The following is a 9,747-nucleotide window of genomic DNA, read 5'->3' as shown; positions in this document are numbered from 1 at the left end:
GGGTCTACACCGGCCCGATCGGCGACTTCGGCTACTCCTACCAGCACGACCAGGGCCGTCTCGATGTGGAGAAGGCGCTCGGTGACAAGGTCGAAACAGCCTATCTCGAAAACGTCTCGGAAGGTCCCGACGCCGACCGCGCTTTCGAGCGCCTGGCGCGCGAAGGCTGCAAGCTCATCTTCGGCACCTCCTTCGGCTTCATGGACCCGGAAGTGAAGGTCGCCAAGAAATTCCCCAAGGTGATGTTCGAGCACGCCACCGGCTACAAGACCGCTGACAATCTCGGCATCTACAATGCGCGTTTCTACGAAGGCCGCTACGTGCTCGGCCAAATCGCCGCCAAGGAATCCAAGGCCGGCGTTGCCGGCTACATCGTTTCCTTCCCGATTCCCGAAGTGGTGATGGGCATCAACTCCTTCATGCTCGGCGCACAGTCGATCAACCCGAACTTCAAAGCCAAGATCGTCTGGGTGAATTCCTGGTTCGATCCGGGCAAGGAAGCCGACGCCGCCAAGGCGCTGTTCGACCAGGGTGCCGACATCATCGTCCAGCACACCGATTCGACCGCTGCCCTGCAAGTGGCCGAGGAGCGGGGCCTGAAGGGCTTTGGGCAGTCATCGGACATGATCAAGTTCGCGCCCAAGGCGCAGCTGACTTCGCTCACCGATGATTGGGGTCCCTATTACATCAGCCGGGTCCAGGCAGCCCTCGACGGCACCTGGAAGCCGGGCAATGTCTGGCTCGGCATCAAGGACGGCGCCGTCAAGCTCGCCCCTTATACCAACATGCCCGACGACGTGAAGGCGATGGCCGAAGCCACCGAAAAGAAGATCGCCGACGGCTGGAATCCCTTCACCGGGCCGATCGCCAAGCAGGACGGCACGCCATGGCTGAAGGATGGCGAAGTCGCCGACGACGGCACGCTGCTCGGCATGAATTTTTATGTGAAGGGCGTCGACGACAAGCTGCCGAAATAACCAGCGCGAGACATGAGACGGAGGGGCGCCGCGAGCGCCCTTCTTCATTCGGCGGGCTGTGCGCCGGCAGAGGGGCGATGAAACCGCGTTCGTCCGGCATCGACCACACGGCCGAGCCAGAACCTGAGCAACCGCTGTACCGGTCGTTCGCAGGTGCGCCAGATCGCCCACGAAATGAAAAGCATGAGCACGACGCAACCAAGGGCGGCAATCCATTTGCCGACAAGGGGCGTTGCCGCATTGATGGCGAGATAGCCGATCTCCTGATGCAGCAGATAGAGCGGATAGGTCAGCCCGCCCAGCGCCAGGGTGAGCGCCGATGCCCTCACACGGTGGCGCAGCAGCACCGCGCCGATCAGGGCCGCGTGCATGACGGCGTTGGCGAGGACAAGATTGGCCGAGGAGACGGCAATGCCGTAGTGGCCGAGCATCCAGCGCTGCGTCACCGACAGCGTTCCGCAGGAGATCAGGAACGCGGCGGCGAGCAGCAGCAGGGCCGGCACAGAACGGCCATGCGAATGGATGTGGTGGACCAGCACGCCGGCGGCGAAGAACGGGCCGAACTCGGTGAGGAACAGCAGCCTGGCTCCGCCGCTGCCGATGAAGAACTCGTTCAAGGCCGAGATCGCCAGCCAGATGAAGATCAGCTCCAGCTTGCGTTTCTGGAAGAGCCCGGTGAACAGGGCCAGCGTGATCCATCCGTAGAACACCAGTTCAAGCACGATCGACCAGTAGACGCCGTCCATGAAGGGTTGGCCGAAGGCCGGCGCGAACATCGACAGGTTGGCGACATACTGGCTGAAAGGGGCTGGAAGCAACGGCGTGCCGGCAAGGGTGAGAACTGCGAAGGTGATCGTCATGCAGAACAGAAAACCCGGATAGAGGCGAACGAACCGCGCGATCGCAAACTGATCCCAGCTCCGGTTTTCCGCCGACCAGGCAATGACGAAACCGCTGATCAGGAAGAACAGATTGACGCCGAGATAGCCGTAGAGGGCGAACGGTGCGGCAAGCGGATAGCCCTGCGCGAGGTAGCCTTCGGCGGCCGCGCCGCGAAAGAAATAGTGAAAGAACACGACAGCAAGTGCTGCCGCCAGCCTGAGCAAATCCAGCGTCGCGATGTAATTTTGTTCCGCAGATCTGGTGTTCATCCGCATTCCCCCGCATCTCCGGTCCGCAAACCATAGAGCGGATCGCGGCTGAGCGGGTTAAAAGGCTGAACTATCGTCAGATGTAGTAAATACGGCCCTCAGACCGCCGAACCATAAAGGTCATAGGCGTCGGCGCGGTCGATCTTGACGGTGACGATATCGCCCTGGCGCAAAGGGCGGCGCGATTGGATATGCACCGAGCCATCGATCTCGGGCGCGTCGTATTTGGTGCGGCCCTTTGCCGACGTGCCATGCGCCTCGTCGATCAGCACCGGCAGGCGCTTGCCGACCTTCTTGGCCAGCTGCGTTGCCGAAATCTTCTGCTGGCGCTGCATGAAACGGTGCCAGCGCGCCTCCTTGATCTCCTGGGGAACCTGTTCGAGACCGAGATCGTTGGCGCGGGCGCCGCGGACCGGCTCGTATTTGAAGCAGCCGGCGCGATCGATCTTGGCCTCGTCGAGCCAGTCGAGCAGCATCTCGAAATCATCGTCCGTCTCGCCGGGGAAGCCGACGATGAAGGTGGAGCGAATGGCCAGATCCGGGCAGACCTCACGCCAGCCGCGAATGCGCTCGAGCGTCTTTTCGCCGTGTGCCGGCCGGCGCATGTTCTTCAATACCTGCGGCGAAGCGTGCTGGAAGGGGATATCCAGGTAAGGAAGGATCTTGCCCTCTGCCATCAACGGGATGACGTCGGCGACATGCGGGTAGGGGTAGACATAGTGCATGCGCACCCAGATGCCGAGCTTGCCCAGTTCCTCGGACAGATCGAGGAATTTTGCGCGCACCTCACGGTCGCCGAACATCGACGTCTGATACTTGATGTCGATGCCGTAGGCGCTGGTGTCCTGTGAGATCACCAGAAGTTCCTTGACCCCAGCCTTGGCCAGTTTCTCGGCCTCGCGCAGCACATCGGCCGCCGGCCGCGAGACGAGGTCGCCACGCAGTGCCGGAATGATGCAAAAGGTACAGCGGTTGTTGCAGCCTTCGGAAATTTTCAGATAGGCGTAGTGGCGCGGCGTCAGCTTGACACCCTGCGGCGGCAAAAGATCGACATAAGGGTCGTGCGAAGGCGGCGCGGCCTCATGCACGGCAGCCATCACGCTCTCATAGGCCTGCGGCCCGGTGATCGCTAGCACATTGGGGTGCTTTTCGCGAATGACGTCCGGCTCGGCGCCCAGGCAACCGGTGACGATCACCCGGCCGTTTTCCGAAAGCGCGGAGCCGATGGCGTTGAGCGACTCGTCGCGAGCGGAATCGAGAAAGCCGCAAGTGTTGACGACGACAAGGTCGGCGCCGTCATGCTTGCGGGCGATTTCGTAACCTTCGGCGCGCAGGCGCGTGATGATGCGCTCCGAATCCACAAGGGCCTTCGGGCATCCAAGACTGACAAAACTCACGCGTGGAGCGGACATAGAGCGTTTCCGGGCTTTTCAGGATTGCCGGCGCAGTACCACACTTATTGCGGCATTGGTATGGGCACGCCCGCGATGCGGCAAAACGCACGGCTGTCTTGCTTCCACGGCGTGAAGATGCCGATGTCCGCCAGCCTCAGCCGACCGCACCGTTTACATGCGGCCAAACCTCCACCGCGCCACGATAGATCATGTCCACAGCCACATAGAAAATGATCAGCAGGCCGACATAGGCAATCCAGCGGTGGCGATGCAGCAGCTTGGCAATGAAAGTCGCGGCCAGCCCCATCAGGGCGATCGACAGCACCAGGCCGATGATCAGCACCGGAAAATGGTCACGCGCCGCTCCAGCCACCGCCAGCACGTTGTCGAGCGACATCGACACATCGGCGACGACAATCTGCAAGGCAGCCTGGCCAAGGGTCTTGCGCTTCGTCTTGCCGGCGACCGCCTGGTCGTTGTTGAGGTCCGAATTCGACAGTGCCTCGGTCGCTTCCAATTCATCGGCATGGGACGTACGCAACTCGCGATACATCTTCCAGCAGACCCACAGCAGCAGGATGCCGCCGGCGAGCAGCAGGCCGACGATCGCCAGCAGCTTGACGGTAATTGCGGCAAACCCGATGCGCAGCACCGTTGCCGCCACCACGCCGAGAAGAATCGCCTTCTTGCGTTGTTCGGCAGGCAGGCCGGCCGCGGCGAGGCCGATGACGATCGCATTGTCGCCAGCCAGCACGAGGTCGATGGCGATGACCTGGAGCAGGGCGGTCAGACTGGCAGCGCTGAAAAAAATGTCCATCGACAGGAAGCCCTTGCTGATTTGCCGAGTGTTCGTCGATTATCCAGAGGCCCTAACTTGGTGGTCCCCTGGCGTCAAGGGATCACGCGTGGCTGCATCACCGAAGGAGCGTTGCGTCAAGCCGGATCAGGCTTTGCGGCACTCGCCGACAGCCGGGCAAAACCATGGCCGATCACAAATCAATCGTAGAGATTGTACTTTGCCCAGTCGGCTTCTGGAATCTCGTCCCCGATCCGGTAACGGAGCTGCAGAACTTCCATATGGTCCGGCGCGGTCTGGCACTTGAATTTCAGCCGGTACCACTGCCCCTTGCTGCGAAACGCAGCACCCGGGCTCTTGATTGCATCGGCACCCATCTCGGGCGTGGCGAAGGCGTAGGCGACGACGCGATCGGCTTTGAACTTGCGATCGTCATGGGTGATGCGGTCGAGCACTTCGGCGTCGCAACGCTGTTCAAGACGGGTTTGGGGATCGAGTTTCATCAGACCGGCGCGCAATGCATCGTCCATTGCGCTGGCTGGAAAACTCAGTGTCACTGACGCCAAGGCGGTCATGCAGAGCTTCTTCATGGGCGGGACAAGCAACATATTTTGTCGGAGAAATCAACCGAGCGAACCGCCTCGGACGCCGCGGGAATCTTCAATCATATGGCCGGTGCGTTCAAAATTGCGTGTCGGGATTCGTCGTGCGATGCCTGCGGCCAACGGACCAAAGACGCACGGCCGGCATCGGTGAGATCGTAAAGGCCGCGGTCGACGCGCGCGAACCAGCCATAGACATTGTGCTGCAGGATTTTCGGCGCGATCGGCGTCACCGCCTTCAGATCTCGCGGCCGCCTGGGTCCGTCCGCCATGGCGGCAGCGCAGGCGAGGGCGCTTTGGCGATAGGCCGTCATGATCGGATTGCGCGATCCTCCTCCGGCAACCGGATCGCCGCGACGGCGCTGGTGCTCGTCGACCAGACGAGAGCGCCGGCGGGCATTCTTGCGCGGCGCCAGCGCGATCGGGCTGAGAAGCACCTCGACCCGGTCCGTCGCGGTCACACCCAGCAGGCCGAAGCCAAGACGGCGGCAGAGATTGCGGAACCTGGCGTCGCTTTCGCGGCCCTTGCCGCGGGCCGACATGCGCGCGGCCAGCCAGACCTCGTCGCAGGCCGCCGCACGATCGACACCTTGCAGCACCAGTTCGAGATTGAACTGCAGCTTCAACTCGCAGATGACGACAACCGGCGGCTCCCCCTCGCGCAATGCAACAACATCGCAGCCGCCGATCTCGCCTTTGACGACGTAGTCGAGGCTTTCGAGGAACCGCTTCACCGGCGCATAGAGAGACGTCTCATTCATGCCTCAAGGTTTAGCCGATTCGACGCGAAAAGCCTTCCCGGGGTTCGGCGTTCCACGGCCCGAAAGCGGATCGGGGTGGATGCCGCACCGTCGGGCCAGCCGTCAGGCTTCGGCGTTCGGCACTGCCCGGTTCGGCAGCTTCCTGCGGCGCAGGAGCGGATAGCCGATCTGACCGAAATAGGTGGAAGGGATCGGATCGTCGACGCCGTACTTTTCCGGCACCTTGTCGCCGGTGGGATTGTAGGTGCCGAACAGCATGTCGAGGAAAGGCAACTGCCCGGCGAAGTTCTTGTCATAGGCTTCGCGCTGGTTGGCATGGTGCCAGCGATGGAACTGCGGGCTGGCGATCAGCCACTTCAAAGGGCCGAACGGAATCCGCACGTTTGAATGCACAAGCAGCGTGTGTCCAAGGTAGATGGTCGAAAAGACGGCGATCGAGGCTTCCGAGAAGCCGAGGAAAAAGATCGGCGTCAGCGATATCGCCTTTGTGACGATGGCGTCGACGGGGTGATTGTGGAAGGCCCCGAGCCAGTCGAGTTCCTCAATGCCGTGGTGAACGGCATGGAACTTCCAAAGCGCGGGGATTTTGTGGAAGGCCCGATGTGTCCAATAGACGCCGATATCGGTAATCACGATGATTTCGGCAACCTGCAGCCAGACGGGCTGGCCGCTGACGGCCTGCGTTATCGCCGGCGGGACAAGGAGCGCAGCGGCACCGAGCGCGCCTGCCGCCATCATGACGATGGCCAGCTTTATGATGAAGCCGTTGAACAGCAGATAAATCAGATCGACAGCAAACCCCTTGCGGAAGATCTTCTGCGGCCGCTCGGCAAACAGATGTTCGAACGGAATGAAGATCAGCGCGCAGATCAACAGTGCCTTGATGCCAAAGATATCCATCGATTCGCCTCTGCGCGTCGTCTGCGCCTCCGAGAGGAACCACATCTCCCTTTCCAAAGGCTAAAGGCTCTGTAAGGGCGCTAACGCACGGAACGTGCAAGCAATGTCGCCGAACGCAACGGCTCGGAGCAATGGGACCGTCGAACGCGGTTGTTTGACACGGCTTCGAACCGTTCGTGTCCTAGCCGTCAAGACCCCAAAGATCCGGGTTGCGTTTGAAATACTCAATCAGCATCTCGGTGAGCACGCGCACTTTCCGCGTAGGATGCTGCCCCGGCGGGCGTACGACATACGCAGCTCCCGGAGGTATCGGATAGCGTGTCATGATCGGGACCAGCGCGCCGGAGGCCACATGTTCATGTGTAATGCAATCGGGGAGCCAGGCGATGCCGAGACCCGCCGCCGCCGCCGCGGCAAGCGCCGTGGCGCTGTCGGCCTTGAATCTTCCCTGCGGCTGGACCGTAACAATCTTGCCGCCATCCATGAACTGCCAGGCTTCCGTTCCCTGCATGAGGGCCTGATGGGTGACGAGTTCGTCCGGAGTCTCGGGTGATGCGTGCGCTTTGATGTAGTCCGGGCTCGCGACAAGCTTTCCATGGATAGGCCCGACGCGCTTCGCGATCAGGTTGGAGTCCTGAAGGTAGGCGCCCCGGATCGCGCAATCGAAACCCTCTGCGATGAGATCGACGAAGCGATCGCTGTATGAAGTATGGATGTGAAGATTCGGGTGCAGACGCGCCATTTCCGCCAGCACGGGGGCAAAATGGGTCGCGCCGAAAGTAAGCGGCATGGCAACCCTCAGGCGGCCGCGTAGCTCGCCGGTGGGGGAGATCGCTTCCCTGGCCGTATCAATCTCGGCGCTGGCTCGGGCCGCATGATCTCTGAAAGTAATTCCCGCCTCCGTGAGCGCGGCGCCGCGGGTCGTTCGTGCAAGAAGCTGGACGCCAAGCTCCGCCTCAACCCGAAAGAGCCGCCGACTGACGATCGACTTGGAGACGCCGAGTCGGCGGGCGGCGGCCGATACGCCCCCGGCATCGGCCACTACGACGAATGTCTGCAGATCTTCGATGTCCAATCGGCGTTCCTCGTTTCGCGACACAGCTTGCCTGAGTATGGCACTATCGCATCACCAAAAGGAACAGCAAATTGCGTTTCGGCAACGTCGCCCGCTGGCGCATGTCTCCCGAAAACCATGCCGTCCAGACGGCAGAGAAAGGAAGTCTTGATGACCCCTCGTAACGGCCTTGCTTCGCTTCTTCGTCCCGAAGATTCGGTACTCGTTCTTATCGACCACCAGCCCTACCAGCTCTCGAACCTGAACAGCCACGATCCGCATGCAGTGGTCAACAACTCAACGGCCTTGGCAAAGGCCGCGAAGGCCTTCGGCGTTCCCACCATCCTGACGAGCGTCGTTGCCGATCGGGGCGGCCTGATCTTCCCCCACATCACCGACGTATTTCCCGGCCAGGAGGTCATCGACCGGACGTTCATCAATACCTGGGAAGACAGGAAGGTCGTGGACGCGGTCAAGGCGACCGGCCGCAAGCAGCTCATCATCGCTGGCCTGTGGACCGAGATCTGCGTCGCCATGCCGGTTATCCAGGCGTTGGGCGAAGGCTGGGACGTCACGGTCATCGCCGACGCCTCGGGCGGCACGTCGGTCGAAGCGCACGAGGTCGCCATCCAGCGCATGATCGCGGCCGGCGCGAACATGATGACCTGGCTGGCGCTGGCCTCGGAATGGCAGCGCGACTGGGCGCGGACTGAGCACGTCGGCGAGCTGACGGAAGTGCTCAAGCAGCACGTCGCTGGCAGCGGCATCGCGTACCTCTGGGAGCAGCAACTGCTCAACACGCCTGTGCCAAGCACCGCGGGCTGAACTGGGGAAGGTAACGAAAGCTGGAGCGATCCAGCGCCAACAGGCTGGCTGCTTATCGAGCCGCGTCATCCCGCTCCACAACCCGGCCGCCGCCTGAATGCAGGGCGGCCGGTGTCATCAACGATCACTTCCTCCAGCCATTGACCGCGACTGCAGCCGGCGCAACCTGACTATCTATCGCCTCATTGAAAGGACCATGGAGATGTTCGGCGGAGCGCTCCCGAGAGGAAATGACCGTCATCCATCCGAACTTCAAAGTCAGCGTGACGCAACCGGGCGCTCGTGATCGAGGCGATGACTCGCAGTCGGATATATCGACTTGGAACAGAGGACCTTGCAACCAAGCACGAAGTTGTCATCGTGTCTTAGGTACAACTGCTATCCATGTCTCCGGAACGGACCATCGATCTATGGCGGAGGAAGTGGGATTCGAACCCACGGTGAGCTTGCACCCACGCCGGTTTTCAAGACCGGTGCCTTAAACCGCTCGGCCATTCCTCCAACGTGGTTTATCAACCACTTGGGCAGCGCGGGGCCAACTCGTTTGGCCTGTTGGCACCGGATTGGCACCGAAGGCGTTCCCGGCTGGTTCGCGCTTCATTCCTGTAGAGCGGCATTGTGGGCTGCGTCAACCACCGCTGCGTCGCTTCCTGCTGTCCTGGGCAGACTCTGAGCGTGTCGGAATCGAGCGCCGGGACTATCGCGGTCCAATGGTGCATGAAGAAGAAGCCCGCCGCGGGCGTTGCCCGAGATGTGAGGCGCTGCAGTGCTTGCATGCAGGGGCCCAGGCAAGGGCGCGATCCGGCTATCGACCGGAACCATCAAGCAACCGGGCTGACGGGTTAATCCCCACAGGGCCAACCTCTTGGGACGGCTGCGGTATTTCCCCAAAAATTTAGTTCGCCAAGGGAACAGCTGCTGGTGAGGAAGGCCGAAGCTGCAATTTGGCTCCGGCCTGAGCGGTCCTCAGTCTTTGCAGCTTTCATCGGCCTTTGCCGCCGCGGCCTTATCACCATGCTGCTGCGCCTCAATGTCCTGCTGCGAGGTTGCGAGATTCTTGTCGCCGCCGCCTTCAGCGCCCGCCAATGGCATTGTGGCGCCATCCTTGGCGGTTGGCTTGCCCGCGCTGTCCGTGGCTTTCGGGGCCTCTAAGGGCGCGTGAGTTCCATCTTTCGAAATGCCGGCGGTCTGCTCGGCATCCGTCCCGGCATTGGAAGCCGACTTGTCCGGGCATGCGGCGATCGCAGACCCGGCAGAAAGTGACATTGCGATCGCGATTGTCAATGA

At 61.6% G+C, this 9,747-nt stretch carries 10 protein-coding genes and 1 tRNA gene; 2 read left to right on the top strand and 9 right to left on the bottom strand.

Annotated features, from left to right (window positions below):
- Positions 1-977 (top strand): BMP family ABC transporter substrate-binding protein (locus EN750_RS06920; RefSeq protein ID WP_145967467.1); only part of this gene is annotated, 977 nt, incomplete at its 5' end.
- Positions 978-1,021: 44 nt separating this feature from the next.
- On the opposite strand, the gene EN750_RS06915 is transcribed toward EN750_RS06920, so the two are convergent.
- The 7 genes from EN750_RS06915 to EN750_RS06885 all read right to left on the bottom strand — a co-directional run bounded on the left by EN750_RS06915 (position 1,022) and on the right by EN750_RS06885 (position 7,656).
- Positions 1,022-2,128 (bottom strand): acyltransferase, encoded by a 1,107-nt coding sequence (locus EN750_RS06915; protein WP_127395990.1) that lies wholly within the window; start codon positions 2,126-2,128, stop codon positions 1,022-1,024.
- Positions 2,129-2,226: 98 nt separating this feature from the next.
- Positions 2,227-3,540, bottom strand: coding sequence for a 30S ribosomal protein S12 methylthiotransferase RimO (gene rimO / locus EN750_RS06910; protein WP_127395989.1), 1,314 nt, complete (start codon positions 3,538-3,540; stop codon positions 2,227-2,229).
- Positions 3,541-3,676: 136 nt separating this feature from the next.
- Positions 3,677-4,339, bottom strand: coding sequence for a TerC family protein (locus EN750_RS06905; RefSeq protein ID WP_127271063.1), 663 nt, complete (start codon positions 4,337-4,339; stop codon positions 3,677-3,679).
- 179 nt (positions 4,340-4,518) lie between these two features.
- Positions 4,519-4,926, bottom strand: a complete 408-nt coding sequence (locus tag EN750_RS06900; protein ID WP_189526072.1) for a DUF930 domain-containing protein — start codon at positions 4,924-4,926, stop codon at positions 4,519-4,521.
- 56 nt (positions 4,927-4,982) lie between these two features.
- Entirely contained in the window at positions 4,983-5,681 is a 699-nt protein-coding gene (locus EN750_RS06895; RefSeq protein ID WP_127395987.1) for a DUF2161 family putative PD-(D/E)XK-type phosphodiesterase, read from the bottom strand.
- Positions 5,682-5,783: 102 nt separating this feature from the next.
- Positions 5,784-6,581, bottom strand: a complete 798-nt coding sequence (locus EN750_RS06890) for a sterol desaturase family protein (RefSeq protein WP_127395992.1) — start codon at positions 6,579-6,581, stop codon at positions 5,784-5,786.
- Between the two features lie 181 nt (positions 6,582-6,762).
- Entirely contained in the window at positions 6,763-7,656 is an 894-nt protein-coding gene (locus tag EN750_RS06885; protein WP_127395986.1) for a LysR family transcriptional regulator, read from the bottom strand.
- Positions 7,657-7,806: 150 nt separating this feature from the next.
- Here EN750_RS06885 and EN750_RS06880 point away from each other — a divergent pair, with 150 nt between their 5' ends.
- Entirely contained in the window at positions 7,807-8,460 is a 654-nt protein-coding gene (locus tag EN750_RS06880) for a hydrolase (RefSeq protein ID WP_127395985.1), read from the top strand.
- A gap of 411 nt (positions 8,461-8,871) precedes the next feature.
- Here EN750_RS06880 and EN750_RS06875 read toward each other — a convergent pair.
- Both EN750_RS06875 and EN750_RS06870 read right to left on the bottom strand, forming a co-directional pair.
- Positions 8,872-8,961 (bottom strand) — tRNA-Ser (locus EN750_RS06875).
- Between the two features lie 465 nt (positions 8,962-9,426).
- Positions 9,427-9,726 (bottom strand): hypothetical protein, encoded by a 300-nt coding sequence (locus EN750_RS06870; protein WP_127395991.1) that lies wholly within the window; start codon positions 9,724-9,726, stop codon positions 9,427-9,429.
- Positions 9,727-9,747: the final 21 nt, after the last annotated feature.

This window comes from Mesorhizobium sp. M7A.F.Ca.ET.027.03.2.1 (genome assembly GCF_003999175.1).
GTDB lineage: Bacteria > Pseudomonadota > Alphaproteobacteria > Rhizobiales > Rhizobiaceae > Mesorhizobium.
This window is presented reverse-complemented; position numbering and strand designations above follow the sequence as displayed.